The organism is Chryseobacterium cupriresistens (genome assembly GCF_046614675.1).
GTDB classification, from domain to species: domain Bacteria; phylum Bacteroidota; class Bacteroidia; order Flavobacteriales; family Weeksellaceae; genus Chryseobacterium; species Chryseobacterium cupriresistens.
Genome location: NZ_JBKKJT010000002.1, coordinates 690,972 through 706,729, shown reverse-complemented (window position 1 = coordinate 706,729; position 15,758 = coordinate 690,972). Strand labels below are relative to the sequence as shown.

The following is a 15,758-nucleotide window of genomic DNA, read 5'->3' as shown; positions in this document are numbered from 1 at the left end:
GTAAGGTAGTGCAGCTCTTTTCTGCTGGCTTCTTTAGACTCTGCTTCTGCCTGTTCCAGAGAATATTGGGAATTGATTTCTTTTTTCTGCAAAACAAATGAGTTGTTGGCATTTTTATCCACTACATCATTAAAAATATGTTCAATTTCAGAGTTCGCTAAGGTTGCAAAGCTGACTTCTTCAAAGCCATGTAACAATCTAAGATCATCAAACTGACTGAAATTTTCATTCACAAATCCTTGCAGCTGTGATTTTGAATCAAAATTACCAGCCCAGATATTGTAAGCGTATTTCTTCTTTTTAGGCTTATCTAAAATACTCTGATACACGAAGTTTTCACCCAGATAGGCTTCTCTTACCTGCGGATCATTGGCAAGATCTTCCGGAAGTCCTTCTTTAAGGATCTTTCCTTCAAACATAATATAGGTTTTATTGGTAATCGCCAGGGTTTGCTGTACGTTGTGGTCGGTAATCAGAATTCCGATATTTTTATCAACAAGACTTCTTACAATTTTCTGAATATCTTCTACGGCAATCGGGTCTACCCCTGCGAAAGGCTCATCCAGAAGAATGAAGTTCGGGCTTGTGGCAAGACAGCGTGCAATCTCGGTTCTACGTCTTTCTCCCCCGGAAAGAAGATCACCTCTGTTTTTACGAACGTGCTGTAAAGAAAACTCTTCAATCAGTTCATCACATTTGATCTGCTGCTCACGTTTTGAAAGTTTGGTCAGCTGTAATACGCCCATGATATTTTCCTCTACAGACAGTTTTCTGAAAACCGAAGCTTCCTGAGCCAGATATCCGATTCCCTTCTGGGCTCTTCGGTACATGGCATCGGTAGTAATCTCCTGCTTATCCAGAAAAATTTTTCCTGAAGTAGGCTTAACCAACCCTACAATCATATAAAACGATGTGGTTTTTCCTGCCCCGTTCGGACCCAGCAAACCAACAATTTCTCCCTGTTGAACCTGTACAGAAACGCCTTTTACAACTTTTTTAGGACCGTATTCCTTGATTAAGTTTTCTCCTCGTAAAATCATAGGGCAAATATATCAAAAATATAAACTTCACTTATAGGTTAATCTAAACTTGTTTACGTTAAATCTAAACTTGTTCATTTACAACCTATTGTAACTTTTCACTACTTTAATCTACTTATCGTAAAACATCAATCAATTATAAATAGTAAGAAATGGAAAACTACGGGTATACAAAAACAGAAAATGTGCACAACCAGCAAAGCAATGTTCCTTACCGTTCAGAAAAGAAAATCCCTGCCGCTATATTGGGAATTCTTGTGGGATGGCTGGCTTTAAATAAATTTTATCTTGGATATACGAAGGAGGGAATTATTCAGCTGCTTCTGAATATCGTTACTTTTGGTGCTGCCTCTGTTATTCCTTTTATCGAAGGTATTTTATATCTTTTTATGAGCGATAAACAATTCGATGATACGTATGTCTATGGAAAAAAAGGATGGTTGTAAAAAATTATCATCACCTCATTAGAAATAAAAAGAGACTACCGATTGAGTAGTCTCTTTTTTATTGGAATGAATTTAATCATTATTTATTTAAAAGAATAGCTGCTTCTTTTGCAAAATAAGTAAAGATCATATCTGCACCAGCTCTTTTAAAACAAGTCAAACTTTCAATGATTGTTTTGTCGTTATCCAGCCAGCCGTTTTGAGCCGCTGCTTTTACCATGGCATATTCTCCACTTACATTGTATACTGCAATCGGAAGATCGATGGCTTCACGTACTTTGGAAACGATATCCAGGTACGGAAGTCCTGGTTTAATCATAATTACATCAGCTCCTTCATCTATATCTTTAAATACCTCATTCAGGGCTTCGCGTGAGTTGTGGAAATCCATCTGATATGTTTTTTTATCTTTCGGAATTTCCATATCATCTTTCGGAGCACTGTCTAAAGCACTTCTGAAAGGGCCGTAGAAAGAACTTGCATATTTGGCAGCATAACTTACAATTCCTACATCTGTAAATCCGCTTTCTTCCAAAGCTTCACGAATGACCATTACTCTGCCATCCATCATATCACTTGGTGCTACAAGATCAGCTCCTGCTTCTGCATGAGATACCGACATTCTTGCCAGTGCATCATTGGTAGCATCATTTACAACTTTTCCGTTTTCAATAATTCCATCGTGTCCGTAGATTGAATAAGGATCTAAAGCTACATCCGGCATTACAATCATTCCCGGAACGGCATCTTTGATGGCTTTGATGGTGTTCTGCATCAATCCGTCTTTGTTCCAGGCTTCTTTTCCTGTATTGTCTTTCAGATGTTCTGACACTTTCATGTACAAATTGACAGCTTTTACCCCCAAAGAAAATAATTCCTTACATTCCTTCACTGTTAAATCTATACTGCGCCTGAAAATTCCCGGCATAGACGGGATTGCCTCCTGCTTGTTTTCGCCCTCCATTACGAAGATCGGCATTACAAAATCATCAGTTGTAAGCACATTTTCTCTTACCAAACCTCTGATAGATTCATTAACTCTAAGTCTTCTATTTCTTGAATGTATCATTTTGGAATACTTTTTGAATAAGTTTCTACAAATTTAATATAAGTTCTGCAAAAAACTATTGTACGAAATTGCAGAATGTATTACATTTGTTATATATATTCGAGAAATTATAAATTTGATGAAAAAACTTTTACTTTTATTTCTATTTGTAGGCACTTTTGTTGGATTTTCCAACAATTTCAAAGCTCAGCTTAGAGAGCCGGGTTCCACCACTCAAAAGGCGGATGACGGTGTATTGCTTGCCTATCCAAATCCTGCAAAGGATTTCCTTATTATTAAGGCAAAAGATTCTTCTTTAAGAATCAAAAGCGTGACTTTTTATTCAATTTTGGGTATGCAGGTCGCTAGTTATACGGTAAATATGAATTCCGGAGAGATTAATATTGAAAAATTGAAGCCCGGAAAATATATGATCCGATATATTTTAAGTGACAACACACAGAAAGTTACTCAAATCGTGAAACAATAAATTAAAATCCTGATAATCATCAGGATTTTTTCTTTTTACATTAATTCTGTTTTAATATTTCCGTAACTTTCGGGACTTTTTCATACTAATAGTAAAAAGAAACGATTTAATGCTAAAAGCTGAACATATTAAAAAGACCTATAATGCCGGAAAAAAGGTCGCCCTGGATGATTTCAGCATCCATGTCCCGAAAGGCAGTATTTATGGCCTTTTAGGTCCTAACGGAGCCGGAAAGACTTCTTTTATCCGTATCATTAACCAAATTACTCAGGCAGATTCCGGAGAAATCCATATCAATGGCCAAAAGCTTAATCCAGGTCATATTAAAGATATTGGCTATATGCCTGAAGAAAGAGGACTGTACAAAAACATGACGGTTGGTGACCAGATTCTCTATTTCGGGGAACTGAAAGGCATGAAAAAAAGTGATGCCTTGAATGAAGCCAAAAAATGGTTTGAAAAGCTGAACATCGACCAATGGTGGAAGAAAAAGCTTTCTGAACTTTCTAAAGGAATGGCTCAAAAAATCCAGTTTGTAGTTACTGTTCTTCACAGGCCTCATCTTTTAATTCTTGATGAGCCGTTTTCAGGTTTTGATCCGGTGAATGCCAACTTAATTAAAGATCAGATCATTGACCTTAAAAATAACGGAACGACCATCATTCTTTCTACCCACAGAATGGAAAGTGTGGAGGAAATGTGTGATTATGTTGCGTTGATCAACAATTCAAAGAAGATTATTGACGGAAGGGTTTTTGACGTAAGGGAAAAATTCAAGAAAAATATTTTTGGGATTACGCTTTCTGAAGTAAGCAATGATCAGTTTGAAAATTTCAGAAACAAATATGAGATCTTCAATTTATCCAATGAAAATAATCTTGTTTCTTTTGACCTGAAAAATGAGCAGAGCCAGAATAATGTTCTTCTTGATCTTGTACAGGTAGGTAAAGTGAGATCATTCGACGAAAGAATACCAAGTATGAATGAAGTGTTTATTAATGCTGTAAGTAACCATTCTTAATTTTATGAATAATATTTTTTTAATTACCAAGAGAGAGTTTCTTACCCAGGTTAAGAAAAAATCCTTTATCATATTGACTCTGCTTGCCCCTGTCCTGATTATTGCTTTCGGAGCAGTGGTAGGGCTAATGTTTAAGGCGAATGAATCGCATAGTATCATAGAAGTGGTTGATAAGAGCGGCTTGTTTACCAATCAGCTTCAATCAAATGATAAATTAAGCTATGTTTTTGTTTCTGCAGCGGATGAAAAGTCCAAGATTAACAATCTAAAAGGGAATGAATCTCTCGATGGCATCCTGATTCTTCCACAGCTGAAAAACCAGAATTTTGATGAGCTTGAAAAGGAAACCAGACTGATTATCAACAGTAAAATCGGGTTTGACACAAAACAGAGAATTGTATCTGATATCAGTAATGTTGTCCGAAAAGAAAAGATCAAGCAGCTGGGTATTCAGGAAACTCAATTAAACGATCTTGATAAAAACTTCAGCTTAAAAACCATCAACGTTACGGATAATAACAAAGAGGACTCGGATCTTGTTTTCGGGGTGAAATCCGGATTGAGTATGGTACTGATGTATGTTACTTTTATGTTCATCATTATTTACGGGGTAAGGGTGATGAAAAGTGTACTTGAAGAAAAAAACAACCGTGTTGTAGAGATCATCATTTCTTCTGTAAAACCTTTTGAACTGATGATGGGTAAAATTCTGGGAGTAACCATGGTTGCACTGACCCAGTTTCTGATCTGGATTACCATGTCTGTTATTGGTGCATTGGTACTCAATACAGGGTTCTCTCCTCTTCAAAAGAATATTCCGGGGGGAAATGAGGAGATGGCAAGTAAACTGGATATGGGACAGCTTGCTACCCAGATTTCTCACAGTTTACTGGAGTTGAACTTCCCGCTCATCATTTTTGTATTCATCGTATTTTTCCTTTTAGGGTATATCTTCTATAGTTCTATTTATGCAGCTATTGGTTCTGCAGTGGATAACGAAACAGAAACCCAGCAGTTTACTTTATTTGCTATTTTACCGCTGACATTAGGAATGTATGGAAGCTTCACATTGATGAACAATCCGGAAGGTCCTTTAGGCTTCTGGCTATCCATCATCCCGTTTACTTCACCGGTTGCTATGATTGCCCGAATTCCGTTTGGAGTTCCTGCATGGCAGATTGCATTGTCTATTACATTATTGCTGGTAACCACTATTTTCATGATCTTCCTTGCCGGCAAAATCTATCGTGTAGGAATTTTAATGTATGGAAATAAAGCTACGTTAAAAGAGCTTTGGAAGTGGATTAAAGGGTAATGGCTAAATAACGGAAAAGCTGAAAACGCTGATTGATTTGCCAACAGATAAAAAAAAAAATCCCGGAAACTGCGTTTCCGGGATTTTTTATATTCTGAAATATTCTATTTGAATATATAGCTTAAAGTAAGTGCAATTACCTGTTCTGATTTTTTCTTATCAGTACCTTTGGTTTCTTTAGCAAGACCAGGATAAGTATCGCTTAGACCTAAGTCATATTTTACCGCTACTTCAAGTTGTCTTTTGTAGCTATATCCTACGCCCAGACCAAGTCCCCAGTTAAAACTGTTGGCCTTACCGTTTACGCCTGCCGGCTGGTTAGGATCAGTAACATCGGGATCATAATAAGGTCTGCTTACTGGAGCGTCTTTAACGTTCTGGCTCAGCAAGAAGTTAAATCTAGGTCCTATCAATCCAAAGAATTCTGATTCTGCTTCAGAAAAATATCCTTTAAAATAAAGAGGTACACTCAGGTAGTTATTAGCATATAATGCGTCATAACCACTTACCCCTTTAGCATCTTTATCTTTTCCTGTTTCTCCTGCACCATAATACAGAACTTCAGGTTGAATAAAGAATTGGTTTGCCTTTCCTACGGGAATCAATGCCAAAGCTCCAGCCTGGAAAGTATATCTTGGGCCTGAAGGATTATGGGCGTTAGATACTCTGGAGTAGTTTAAACCTCCTGTCACTCCAAATCTTGTGCTTTTCCACTGCACCTGTGCAAATGATAAAGCAGAAAGCGTTAAAGCTGAGGCTAATAAAAGTTTTTTCATATGTTTGGTTTTATATTATCCTAGAATTTTAGCTACAGTAGCACCAATATCAGCAGGAGAATCAACAACGTTGATACCGTTTTCTCTCATGATTTCCATTTTTGCCTGAGCTGTATCTTCAGCACCACCTACGATAGCACCTGCGTGTCCCATTGTTCTTCCTTTCGGAGCGGTCTGTCCGGCGATGAAACCTACAACCGGTTTAGTAGATCCGCTTGCTTTGTACCATCTTGCAGCTTCAGCTTCAAGACCTCCACCGATTTCACCGATCATTACAACAGCTTCAGTTTCAGGATCGTTAATGAATAGCTCTAATGCTTCTCTTGTAGTTGTTCCGATGATTGGGTCACCACCGATTCCGATTGCAGTAGAGATACCGTAACCTGCTCTTACTACCTGGTCAGCAGCTTCATAAGTAAGCGTTCCTGATTTTGAAACGATACCTACTTTTCCTTTTTTGAAAACGAAACCTGGCATAATACCAATTTTAGCTTCTTCAGAAGTAATGATTCCAGGGCAGTTTGGTCCGATTAATCTGCAGTCTCTGTCAGCGATGTAAGATTTTACTTTTACCATATCAGCTACAGGAATACCTTCAGTAATACATACAATTACTTTGATTCCTGCTTCAGCAGCTTCCATGATAGCGTCTGCTGCGAATGCCGGTGGTACGAAAATGATACTTACGTTTGCTCCTGCTTTTTCAACAGCGTCAGCTACTGTATTAAATACCGGTTTTCCTAAGTGCTCGCTACCTCCTTTTCCTGGGGTAACACCACCTACTACGTTTGTTCCGTATTCAATCATCTGACCAGCGTGGAAAGTTCCTTCGTTCCCTGTAAATCCTTGTACAATTACTTTAGAATCTTTGTTTACTAAAATTGACATTTTATTGTTGTTTTAATTTATTTATTATTTTATTAATGCTCACAAATTTACTCAAATTTCTTTGATTTTGGATAAAACCTTTGGAATTGTTTATTTGAGATTTCTCAGTTTTACTTCTTTTTTCAGATAAGTTTTAAAATCTTCTGCAAACATCCCGATATAGGTTCCTTTTTCAAGATCTCTGTTGACTCCTGTTTTTCCCAGAAGCACGGATCCCGACTCAATTTTATTGCCGGAAGCAATTCCTACCTGTCCCCATAATGTCACTTCATCACCAATGATACAGCATCCTGCAATTCCTACCTGAGAAGCAATCAGGCATTTTTTTCCGATAACGGTATCATGTCCGATCTGAATCTGGTTATCCAAAACGGATCCTTCTCCAATGATGGTAGAGTCTGTAACTCCTCTGTCAATGGTACACCCGTTTCCGATCTCCACATTGTTTTCAATAACAACATTTCCAACAGAAATCAGACGGTCAAAATTTCCATTTAATTTTCTGTAATAAAATGCATCACCTCCCAGAACTGTATTGGACTGGATGATGACATTATCACCAATTTCCGTACGGTCACCAATGACAACATTAGGAAAGATTAAGGTATTTTTCCCGATTTTCACGTTGTTCCCGATTACTGCCGAAGAATGGATTTTGGTTCCTTCTCCTATTTCAACATCGTGTAGTTCTTCTGTGAAATTATAGATTCTGGTAAAATGGGTATTGATTTTATTAAAGTCTCTGAAAGGATCATCAGAAACCAAAAGCGCTTTGCCTTCCGGGCAATCTACTTCTTTATCAATTAAAATAATAGTAGCTGCAGAGTTTAACGCTTTGTCGTAATATTTAGGGTGATTCACAAAAACAATATCACCTGGTTTTACCATGTGAATTTCATTGGTGCCCAATACTTCGAAATCTTCAGGGCCTACAAATGCTGAGCCTATTAAATCTGCAATGGTTTTAAGCTTTTGCGGAGAATGGAATCTCATAACAATAGATTTTCTTATAAAACAAAATTCGGAGTGCTGATGCAAACCGAATTTATGTACATTTTATTTATTCTTTTACTCTTTCTAAGTAGCTGCCGTCTTCAGTGCTTACTTTAATTCTGTCTCCCGGTTCAATGAACAAAGGAACCATTACTCTTGCTCCTGTTTCAACGATTGCGTTTTTAAGAGCATTGGTTGCTGTGTTTCCTTTTACACCCGGATCAGCTTCGATAACATCAAGGTATACGGATTGTGGAAGTTCAGCAGAAAGTGGAGTTTCATCAGCTTCTTTCAAAATGATAGTCACTTCTTCACCCGCTTTCATAAACTGAGAGTTCTCAATCATTTCTTTGTTGATGTATAACTGAGAGAAATCATCATTGTTCATGAAGTGGAATCCGTTCTCATCATCATACAGATACTGGAATTTTCTGGTGATTACTTTTACTTCATCAATTTTGTGTCCTGCAGAGAAAGTATTATCAATTACTTTACCGTTCGTCACTGACTTTAATTTTGTTCTTACGAAAGCAGGTCCTTTTCCCGGTTTTACGTGGAGGAACTCGATTACTTTATAAATATCATTGCTATATTCGATGCATAGCCCTTTTCTGATATCGTTACTTGTTGCCATTAATATATTATATTCTTTTATTTATTATTCTCTTTGTTCACCAAATCAATTATATCCTCTAAGTAATACTGATTGGTCTTTAGTTTTGAAATGACTTCAGGATCATTATCTGTGAGCTTCACAATAAGTTTTGTATCTACTACCAATCCGAAGCTGACATCTCTTTTATCAGAGGTATTATTTGATTTTTCAATATCAATCAAAAGAACCTTGTAAGAATTTCCTTTTTTATCCTTCCATGCAAACTTAGGAGTCAGCCCTGCATTTAAAGCACCTCCCAGCAAACCTCCTCCATAAGGATTATTGTATGAAATTGCTTTTTTATCTTTTACTTCATCAAGATAGACCAGAAAATATTTCTTCCCAATTACATTGACTCTTGCAAATGTATCAAAAGAATAGATATACGCTGCATAGGTCATACTAAAATACAGATTATCCTGATATTTCATCAGCCATGCTCTATTCTCCTTCTTTGCTTTTTTATCCGTATCTGTATATCTGAATGGAGATATTTTGATGTAATCTTCATTCTGACTTTTTACTTCTGCATAAACACTGGGTTTAGCAAGGCTGTCTTTTTTATAGTCCGAGAAGCCGTAATAGAACTCCATACCTGTTATTCTCTGGTTCTGGGACAGATAAAAATGGGAAATCGCCAGTACAAAAAGGAAAGACAATTTTTTCATCAGTTACTCTCTTTACCGGTTCCGTATCCTTTTACGATACCTCTTGGTGAGTTTTGAATAAACTGTAAGATCTCATCTCTCTCAGCCGTTGGAAGCATTTCTTTTTCAATATGGGAAATAGCCTGTGAAACGTTCATCTTCATCTGGAAGATGGCTCTGTAGATTTTCTGGATTTCAAAGATTTTCTCATTGGTAAATCCTCTTCTTCTTAAACCCACAGAATTGATACCGGCATAAGACATAGGCTCTCTTGCAACTTTTACGTAAGGCGGAATATCTTTTCTTACCAGAGTACCTCCGGAAATCATGACATGTTTTCCGATTTTACCGAATTGGTGAACTGCTGATAAACCTCCCATTACAGTATAATCTCCAATCTCCACATGTCCTGCAATACCACAACCGTTTACAATGATAACGTGATCTCCGATAACACAATCATGGGCAATATGCGAGGTAGCCATAATAAGGCAGTTCGCTCCTATTTTAGTATATCCCAAAGCCTTTGTCCCTCTGTTTACGGTAACACATTCTCTGATTGTTGTATCATCACCGATAATTACCTGGGTATCTTCACCATCAAATTTCAGATCCTGAGGAATTGCAGAGATTACAGTACCCGGAAAAATCCTACAGTTTTTTCCTATTCTTGCGCCATCCATAATGGTTACATTAGGACCAATCCATGTTCCTTCTCCAATTTCTACATCCCCTGCAATGGTAGTGAAAGGTTCTACGATTACATTTTTGCTGATTTTCGCACGTTTATCTACGGCTGCTAATTGATGAATCATTTAATCAACTTTATTTTTTGCAACTTGAGCCATAAGCTCTGCTTCTACTGCTACAGTGTCTCCTACATATCCATACCCCTGCATATGAACAATTCCTCTTCTGATAGGCTCTATCAATTCAATTTTGAATATAAGTGTATCTCCCGGAATTACTTTTCTCTTGAATTTCACCTTATCAATTTTGATGAAATAAGTAGAATAGTTTTCAGGATCCGGAACGCTGGCCAATACAAGAATTCCTCCTGTCTGTGCCAATGCTTCTACCTGAAGAACTCCAGGCATTACAGGTTCTTTAGGGAAGTGTCCCACGAAGAAAGGTTCGTTCATGGTTACGTTTTTCAAACCTACTACGTGAGAGTCTGAAAGTTCAAGAACTTTATCGATCAATAAGAACGGAGGTCTGTGAGGCATAAGCTTCATAATTCCGTTGATATCGAATACTGGTTCTTTTGTCAGGTCAAAATCCGGAACGTTTTTCTTTTTCTGCAATTTCCACTGGCGGTTTAGTTTTTTCGCAAACTGAGTATTCACAAAGTGTCCCGGTTTGTTAGCAATAACTTTACCTTTTATTTTTACTCCTGCCAAAGCAAGGTCACCGATTACATCCAGTAATTTGTGTCTCGCCGCTTCGTTAGGATAGTTTAAGTTAAGATTGTCAAGAATACCGTTGGGTCTTATCGATACATTATCTTTCCCAAAGGCTTTCTTTAATTTTTCTGTAGTTTCAGGAGTAAGATCTTTATCTACATATACAATGGCATTGGAAATATCTCCACCTTTGATCAAACCATGATCTAAAAGCATTTCCAATTCATGCAGGAAGCTGAATGTTCTTGCTGATGAGATTTCGTCTTTAAATTCTGAAATATTTTTAAGAGTAGCATTCTGAGTACCTAATACTTTAGTCCCAAAATCTACCATAGTAGTTACCTCGTAAGTATCCGAAGGAATGATTGTGATTTCCGAACCAGTAGCCGGATCACTGTAGGTAAGAACCTCTTTTACAACAAGATATTCTCTTGCAATGGCTTGTTCTGCTACTCCCACACTTTCGATAGCTTCCACAAAGTATTTTGAGGATCCATCCAAAATTGGTGGTTCAGAGGCATCCATTTCTAAAATTGCGTTATCAATATCACAGCCAACAAGGGCTGCCAGAAGATGTTCGCAAGTGGTAATTTTTACCCCTAATTTTTCTAATGTAGTTCCTCTTTCGGTTGCTACCACATAATTTACATCAGCTTCTACCTGAGGATGTCCCTCCAAGTCTGTTCTTACAAATACAAAACCTGTATTTTCTTTAGCAGGTTTAATGGTAAGTTTTACTTCTTTACCTGTATGAAGGCCAATTCCAGAAAGAGTTACCTCTTGCTGAAGTGTTTTTTGCATATCACTCATTAGTATTATCTTTTGAGTTATTCTCAAGATTATTTATTCTATTTACAATTCCAGGTAAGTTCCTGAAATGAACATAACTCCTTAAATAGTCATTGTAACTGATTGCTGGTGAACCGTACAAAGTTTCTCTGTCATTAACACTGGAATTCACTCCACTCTGAGCCTGAATTTTCACCTGGTTTCCTATTTTGATATGTCCTACGACACCTACCTGGCCACCAATCTGATTCCAGTCTCCGATAGTGGTGGAACCTGCAATTCCTGCCTGTGCAGCAATTACGTTGTTCTGACCAATTTTCACGTTGTGGGCAATCTGAATCAGATTATCAATCTTGGTCCCTTTACCTATTATTGTAGAACCTATCGTGGCTCTGTCAATACTACAGTTTGACCCGATTTCTACATCGTCTTCAATGATTACATTTCCAAGCTGCGGAATTTTCTTGAAGCCTTCAGCCGTTGGCTGGAAACCAAAACCGTCTCCTCCGATTACCGTGTTGGAATGAATCACACAGTTATCTCCAATAATACAGTAGTCGTAAATTCTGGCACCACTGTCTATCTTACAGTTTTTACCAATTTTCACTCCTTTCCCTATATATACATGTGGATAGATCTGTGATCCTTCCCCGATCTTAGCTTTCTCGGAAACATAAGTAAATGCCCCGATATACGCTTTATCTCCTATGACAGCGGTATCATGAATAGATGAACCGTTCTCAATACCTTCTTTTCTTCCCTGCATTTCCTGATATAAATTCATCAGAATCTGAAAAGAAAGATAGGCATCTTTTACAACGATTAAGGTAGGGTTATAATGATTTTTCTCCAGAAGTTTTTCCGAAACGATGATAACAGAGCATTTTGAGCTATCCAAAAAATGAGAAAACCGATCTTGTGCTATAAAAGAAAGATGTCCCGATTCCCCATTTTCAATTGGTGAAACTCCCGTAATAAGTGCATTCTCGTCACCTATTATTTTTCCGTCAATAAAACTTGCAATTTGCGAAGCTGTAAATTCCATATTCTGCAAAGATAAGAAATTCTATAATTTGCAAACATGTTTTAGTTTCAGATCGTAAATTTTAATATTCTTTAAGAGTCCAGTCTGGAGATATCTCTTGGAAACATAAGGATATAGCGGGTCGTCTTATTTACGATTAATCCTGATAAAAGCTGATCTTCCGACTCATGCAGCCTTGTTCTTTTTCCATTTTTATGCAGTAAATAAATGGGCTGTTTCTCTGCATGATAAGGCAATAATTTTCTTTTAATTTCATGAACCAATTCATCACCATTATCGATTCCGAAAAGTTCGTTACTCTTTTTTATTTTTTCCTCAATTATTTCCTGGCCAAAAGGATGTGATGAAATAATTGTTTTAGGCAAATTTCTCTGAATTACACATTTACACCAGTATGACAATACAAAATCTTCTGAATTCTGCCATTCTTTCATGGCCTGAATTACATCATTATCATCAAGCTGAGTAAATCTTTCTATATCTTCATCTGTGGCACCGCTCTTTTCACGGTATAAAAAATATTTCAGATTGTCTGTTGCCGGAAGTTCTACCCCCTGGGAAATCAGATATTTTGCCCTTTCAAGGATTTTAACCAAAAGAAACTCTGCCAAGGCTGAAGTTTTATGATAATACACCTGCCAATACATAAACATTCTGGCAGTAAGGAAATTTTCAATGGAATAAATTCCTTTTGCATCAATCACCAGTTCGCCTTCTTCGCAGACATTCATCATAGAGATAATTCTCTGGGTATTAATATTTCCTTCGGAAACACCTGTAAAAAAACTGTCTCTTTTAAGATAATCCAAACGGTCAACATCCAGTTGGGAAGAGATCAGCTGATTAAAAAACTTTCTGTGATACTTCCCCTGAAACATTTCAATAGCCATGGATAGTTGGCCCTGGAATTCCTCATTAAGCTTATTCATCAGCAGCAAAGAAAGATTCTCATGATGCCAGTCATCCATCAGCATACTTTCCAATGCGTGTGAAAACGGACCATGACCGATATCATGCATCAAAATGGCCAGCATCGCTCCTTTTTCTTCTTCCTCAGAAATTTTCACTCCTTTCTGCTTCAATGTTTCTAAAGCTGTAAACATCAAATGCATCGCTCCAAGAGCATGATGAAATCTTGTATGGGTAGCACCGGGAAATATCAGGTTCAGAAGTCCGGTCTGCCCGATTCTCCTTAATCTCTGAAAGTAAGGATGCTCAATGATATCAAATAAAATTTCGTGTGGAATTTTGATAAACCCGTGAACAGGATCGTTGATGATTTTTAGCTTATTCTGCATTGAAACTTCAGTATTAGTAAACAAAGTTAGGCATTTTAAAATTTAGCCTTTTATTAAATTACTATTAAGATTTTGGGATAACATAATTATACACCAAATATTTTTCATCAAAAACATCTTCATATCAACTTCAGAAATTCCTAAATATCTATTTATTATCAATTCGAGATTTTTTGAAAACCTTTTGCGTCTGTTATATTAAAGGATTATCTTTGAGAGAAAACACAGCAACCTTTAATGAGACGCTTCCCGCTTTTCCTCTTTTTACTTTTAAGTTTGAACATTTCCGCACAGATCATCACTGAGACCCAAAAGCTGGAATCTCTTTGCAGGATTTGGGGATTTTTAAAATATTACCATCCCCGTGTGGCAAAAGGAAATCTTAACTGGGATAAGCAGCTTTTTCAAAAAATCAATGAACTTGAAAATATTAATGATAAGCAGTCTCTCAATAATTTTTATTCTGAATGGATTGAGAGCCTGGGAGAAGTTCCGCCATGTAAAGAATGTTCAGTTAAAGATCAGAAGGTGTATTTCCTTAAAAATTTTGATCTACGCTGGATGGACAATTCACAAATTTTCTCTGATGATGTATCTCAAAAGCTTCGTTACATCGAAAAAAACAGAAATCTTGGAGACAATCACTATGTGGGAAAAGGGGGAAGAAAAATATATTTCAGGAATGAAAAATCCTATGGTTCTCAATTCACTTCCACAGCCATTAGTTTACTGGAGCTATTCAGATACTGGAATTACGTGGAATATTTCTTTCCTTATAAATATGAAACCGATCAGAACTGGAATGATGTACTTACAGAAATGATTCCCAAATTTCTATTGGTTGATAATGATGAAAATTTTCACTTAACATTAGCAGAACTAGTGGCTAAAACGGATGATTCACACGCTTATCTTTCTTCAAAGGAGATTCAGCTTCATCTGTATGGTCAACGAAAAGTTCCTGTAGAATATATTTATGCTGAAGGAAAACTAGTGATTACAAAAGTTAATGACACACGGCCTGAACATCAAGGCCCACTGCATACCGGAGATGTTATTTATGATATTGAAGGAAAAACTATTCCACAGATGATCAACAGTTTGGGAAAGTATGTACCTGCCTCCAATTCATGGGGCAAGGTCAGCAAAATAAAAGACAAGCTGCTTTTCACTAGCAATGATTCTGTTTCTTTAAAGATTGAAAGAGAAGGACAAAATATAGAAATAAAAACCAGAACATATCTTAGTAAGAATATTATTCGTGAAAAGAAACCTGTTGTAAAAAAGTGGAAATTGATGGATGATGAAAAGACAACCGGATATGTTAATATGGGGATGATTGAAAAGGATGATCTTGATGAGATGTACAGCAGTTTAAAATCCACAAAATCCATTATCTTTGATCTCAGGAATTATCCAAAACAAACGATTGTACCCTTAAGCTTTCTTCTTCTTCCCAACCCGGTAATCTATTATCAGTTTACTTTTCCTGATACCAGCTATCCCGGCAAATTCTACAGCAGAAAAAATGTCATCGGCAGGAAAAATCCTGAATACTATAAAGGAAATGTCATCGTTTTAGTAGATGAGAATACACAAAGCCAGGCAGAAACCACGACAATGATGTTCAAACAGCATCCGAAAGCTAAAATTATTGGTAGTAATACTTCAGGAGCCAACGGAGATGTCATTATGTTTAAAATTGCTGATCTCAATACACGGTTTACAGGCCTAGGTGCTTATTATCCTGATGGCAGGGAAACCCAAAGAATAGGAATCATTCCCGATATTCTGGTAAAACCAAGTATTGAAGGGATAAAAAACGGAAAAGATGAAGTGCTGGAAAAGGCTTTGGAGTATATAAAAACCACTAATTAAGTGAAGTGAAAATGTGAATTATCCTA

Annotated in this window: 15 protein-coding genes and 1 pseudogene; 5 read left to right on the top strand and 11 right to left on the bottom strand. The window is 37.0% G+C overall.

The genetic code is table 11. From position 1 onward, the window contains the following. Positions 1–314 precede the first annotated feature (314 nt). Positions 315–1,040 (bottom strand): annotated as a pseudogene (gene lptB, locus ACLI50_RS08425) (LPS export ABC transporter ATP-binding protein); the annotation flags it as partial. 152 nt (positions 1,041–1,192) lie between these two features. Between lptB and ACLI50_RS08420 the strand changes: the two are divergent. Next, positions 1,193–1,486: a TM2 domain-containing protein gene (locus ACLI50_RS08420; RefSeq protein WP_411413559.1), complete on the top strand. Its 294-nt coding sequence runs from the start codon at positions 1,193–1,195 to the stop codon at positions 1,484–1,486. A gap of 79 nt (positions 1,487–1,565) precedes the next feature. Here ACLI50_RS08420 and hemB read toward each other — a convergent pair whose 3' ends face one another. Then, on the bottom strand, positions 1,566–2,555 hold the full coding sequence (gene hemB, locus ACLI50_RS08415; protein ID WP_343643215.1) for a porphobilinogen synthase: 990 nt from the start codon (positions 2,553–2,555) through the stop codon (positions 1,566–1,568). Between the two features lie 118 nt (positions 2,556–2,673). Between hemB and ACLI50_RS08410 the strand changes: the two genes are divergently transcribed. The 3 genes from ACLI50_RS08410 (at position 2,674) to ACLI50_RS08400 (ending at position 5,360) form a co-directional block, all read left to right on the top strand. Next, positions 2,674–3,024 (top strand): T9SS type A sorting domain-containing protein, encoded by a 351-nt coding sequence (locus ACLI50_RS08410; protein ID WP_343643214.1) that lies wholly within the window; start codon positions 2,674–2,676, stop codon positions 3,022–3,024. A 109-nt stretch (positions 3,025–3,133) separates the two neighbouring features. Continuing rightward, on the top strand, positions 3,134–4,045 hold the full coding sequence (locus ACLI50_RS08405; RefSeq protein ID WP_202840987.1) for an ABC transporter ATP-binding protein: 912 nt from the start codon (positions 3,134–3,136) through the stop codon (positions 4,043–4,045). Between the two features lie 4 nt (positions 4,046–4,049). Continuing rightward, positions 4,050–5,360: an ABC transporter permease gene (locus ACLI50_RS08400; protein WP_411413558.1), complete on the top strand. Its 1,311-nt coding sequence runs from the start codon at positions 4,050–4,052 to the stop codon at positions 5,358–5,360. Positions 5,361–5,464: 104 nt separating this feature from the next. Here ACLI50_RS08400 and ACLI50_RS08395 read toward each other — a convergent pair whose 3' ends face one another. The 9 genes from ACLI50_RS08395 to ACLI50_RS08355 all read right to left on the bottom strand — a co-directional run bounded on the left by ACLI50_RS08395 (position 5,465) and on the right by ACLI50_RS08355 (position 13,854). Further along, positions 5,465–6,136: a porin family protein gene (locus tag ACLI50_RS08395; protein WP_343643213.1), complete on the bottom strand. Its 672-nt coding sequence runs from the start codon at positions 6,134–6,136 to the stop codon at positions 5,465–5,467. Positions 6,137–6,151: 15 nt separating this feature from the next. Beyond that, positions 6,152–7,024 (bottom strand): succinate--CoA ligase subunit alpha, encoded by an 873-nt coding sequence (gene sucD, locus ACLI50_RS08390; RefSeq protein ID WP_002977143.1) that lies wholly within the window; start codon positions 7,022–7,024, stop codon positions 6,152–6,154. Between the two features lie 90 nt (positions 7,025–7,114). Continuing rightward, positions 7,115–8,017, bottom strand: a complete 903-nt coding sequence (locus ACLI50_RS08385) for a UDP-3-O-(3-hydroxymyristoyl)glucosamine N-acyltransferase (protein WP_062674061.1) — start codon at positions 8,015–8,017, stop codon at positions 7,115–7,117. Positions 8,018–8,084: 67 nt separating this feature from the next. Next, positions 8,085–8,651, bottom strand: a complete 567-nt coding sequence (efp, locus tag ACLI50_RS08380) for an elongation factor P (protein ID WP_002977139.1) — start codon at positions 8,649–8,651, stop codon at positions 8,085–8,087. 17 nt (positions 8,652–8,668) lie between these two features. Further along, positions 8,669–9,340 carry a hypothetical protein gene (locus ACLI50_RS08375; RefSeq protein ID WP_137905072.1) on the bottom strand — a complete coding sequence of 224 codons (672 nt, stop codon included), beginning with the start codon at positions 9,338–9,340 and terminating at the stop codon, positions 8,669–8,671. Next, entirely contained in the window at positions 9,340–10,134 is a 795-nt protein-coding gene (gene lpxA / locus ACLI50_RS08370; RefSeq protein ID WP_076596575.1) for an acyl-ACP--UDP-N-acetylglucosamine O-acyltransferase, read from the bottom strand. The genes ACLI50_RS08375 and lpxA overlap by 1 nt, the downstream gene beginning before the upstream one ends. Next, entirely contained in the window at positions 10,135–11,532 is a 1,398-nt protein-coding gene (locus tag ACLI50_RS08365; protein WP_110010003.1) for a bifunctional UDP-3-O-[3-hydroxymyristoyl] N-acetylglucosamine deacetylase/3-hydroxyacyl-ACP dehydratase, read from the bottom strand. After that, positions 11,525–12,556: a UDP-3-O-(3-hydroxymyristoyl)glucosamine N-acyltransferase gene (lpxD, locus tag ACLI50_RS08360; RefSeq protein WP_110010004.1), complete on the bottom strand. Its 1,032-nt coding sequence runs from the start codon at positions 12,554–12,556 to the stop codon at positions 11,525–11,527. Before lpxD ends, ACLI50_RS08365 begins: the two co-directional genes overlap by 8 nt. Before the next feature lie 71 nt (positions 12,557–12,627). Further along, the gene (locus ACLI50_RS08355; RefSeq protein WP_202840995.1) at positions 12,628–13,854 is read right to left on the bottom strand and encodes an HD domain-containing protein; all 1,227 of its coding nucleotides are present in this window, start codon (positions 13,852–13,854) and stop codon (positions 12,628–12,630) included. 237 nt (positions 13,855–14,091) lie between these two features. Between ACLI50_RS08355 and ACLI50_RS08350 the strand changes: the two genes are divergently transcribed. After that, complete coding sequence (locus ACLI50_RS08350) at positions 14,092–15,732, top strand: S41 family peptidase (RefSeq protein ID WP_411413557.1); 1,641 nt, start codon at positions 14,092–14,094, stop codon at positions 15,730–15,732. The last annotated feature ends 26 nt before the right edge of the window (positions 15,733–15,758 follow it).

What these genes read in the sequence shown, in the direction of transcription:
- ACLI50_RS08420 (WP_411413559.1), top strand. Translation starts at nt 1,193, where the DNA reads ATGGAAAACTACGGGTATACAAAAACAGAAAATGTGCACAACCAGCAA.
- hemB (WP_343643215.1), bottom strand. Translation starts at nt 2,555, where the DNA reads ATGATACATTCAAGAAATAGAAGACTTAGAGTTAATGAATCTATCAGA.
- ACLI50_RS08410 (WP_343643214.1), top strand. Translation starts at nt 2,674, where the DNA reads ATGAAAAAACTTTTACTTTTATTTCTATTTGTAGGCACTTTTGTTGGA.
- ACLI50_RS08405 (WP_202840987.1), top strand. Translation starts at nt 3,134, where the DNA reads ATGCTAAAAGCTGAACATATTAAAAAGACCTATAATGCCGGAAAAAAG.
- ACLI50_RS08400 (WP_411413558.1), top strand. Translation starts at nt 4,050, where the DNA reads ATGAATAATATTTTTTTAATTACCAAGAGAGAGTTTCTTACCCAGGTT.
- ACLI50_RS08395 (WP_343643213.1), bottom strand. Translation starts at nt 6,136, where the DNA reads ATGAAAAAACTTTTATTAGCCTCAGCTTTAACGCTTTCTGCTTTATCA.
- sucD (WP_002977143.1), bottom strand. Translation starts at nt 7,024, where the DNA reads ATGTCAATTTTAGTAAACAAAGATTCTAAAGTAATTGTACAAGGATTT.
- ACLI50_RS08385 (WP_062674061.1), bottom strand. Translation starts at nt 8,017, where the DNA reads ATGAGATTCCATTCTCCGCAAAAGCTTAAAACCATTGCAGATTTAATA.
- efp (WP_002977139.1), bottom strand. Translation starts at nt 8,651, where the DNA reads ATGGCAACAAGTAACGATATCAGAAAAGGGCTATGCATCGAATATAGC.
- ACLI50_RS08375 (WP_137905072.1), bottom strand. Translation starts at nt 9,340, where the DNA reads ATGAAAAAATTGTCTTTCCTTTTTGTACTGGCGATTTCCCATTTTTAT.
- lpxA (WP_076596575.1), bottom strand. Translation starts at nt 10,134, where the DNA reads ATGATTCATCAATTAGCAGCCGTAGATAAACGTGCGAAAATCAGCAAA.
- ACLI50_RS08365 (WP_110010003.1), bottom strand. Translation starts at nt 11,532, where the DNA reads ATGAGTGATATGCAAAAAACACTTCAGCAAGAGGTAACTCTTTCTGGA.
- lpxD (WP_110010004.1), bottom strand. Translation starts at nt 12,556, where the DNA reads ATGGAATTTACAGCTTCGCAAATTGCAAGTTTTATTGACGGAAAAATA.
- ACLI50_RS08355 (WP_202840995.1), bottom strand. Translation starts at nt 13,854, where the DNA reads ATGCAGAATAAGCTAAAAATCATCAACGATCCTGTTCACGGGTTTATC.
- ACLI50_RS08350 (WP_411413557.1), top strand. Translation starts at nt 14,092, where the DNA reads ATGAGACGCTTCCCGCTTTTCCTCTTTTTACTTTTAAGTTTGAACATT.